The sequence below is a fragment of the Dorea sp. OM07-5 genome (assembly GCF_003481355.1).
GTDB lineage: Bacteria > Bacillota > Clostridia > Lachnospirales > Lachnospiraceae > Dorea_D > Dorea_D hominis.
The window spans coordinates 1-783 of the sequence record NZ_QUKZ01000058.1; the positions used below are offsets into that span (position 1 = coordinate 1).

The following is a 783-nucleotide window of genomic DNA, read 5'->3' on the forward strand; positions in this document are numbered from 1 at the left end:
ACATAGCAATACAGATTCTTCTGTCCTGTATAAAGCCATATCTCCGATATACCCTGACTGATTTTCCTTTTCTGAAGAAGTTTTCCCGCTTTGTCATATTGCAGCACTCCGTCGGCTACTGCGCAGTATACATATTTTTCAGACACGGAAAAATTACGGCACTCATTTGGCACAGTCACAATGTGTTTCTTATCTTCCAGAGAAAATATCTTTTTACCTTCACGATAATAATGATTCTTTCCATCAAATGCCGCTAACTCCGTACCTTCATTTTCCAGAATATCTACTTCTATACCTATTTCTCCTGAAACTTCTTTTTCACTGATTTGTGTCATCGTAAAGCCAGACATGCTTTTTATAATTAAATTAACTGCAATAATATTGGTTACAAGAAAGACCGTCCAGATTTTCCAATTTCCTTTTCCGCTTCTCTTTCCATAATGTGCCATCCCAAATGTGCTTAAGATAATATACAGCACACATATAATAAATACTATCATTCTTTCATAATTCATAAGACACCGCCTCTCATAGTAGAATATTATCGCATACCGGATAATTTCCTTACATATATAGTAACAATCCACAACTCCATTTTGTGACATATAATTTCAAAGTTTTTAGAAACAGCAGGGATATTCTGTTCCATATATTCAGAAATCACCCTGCTGTCTTGTTACTTATAAATCCTTTTTAACTACCAGAAACAAATATATATTATCCCATCTACATTGAATAAATGACACCAAAGGACTTCAACTTTTGTTACAAATTCAGGACACA

1 protein-coding gene is annotated in these 783 nt (G+C 34.2%); it reads right to left on the reverse strand.

Going from position 1 to position 783, the window contains the following annotated elements:
- On the reverse strand, positions 1-515 hold a 515-nt coding region (locus tag DXC04_RS15405), incomplete at its 3' end, for a hypothetical protein (RefSeq protein WP_147366255.1).
- Positions 516-783 lie beyond the last annotated feature (268 nt).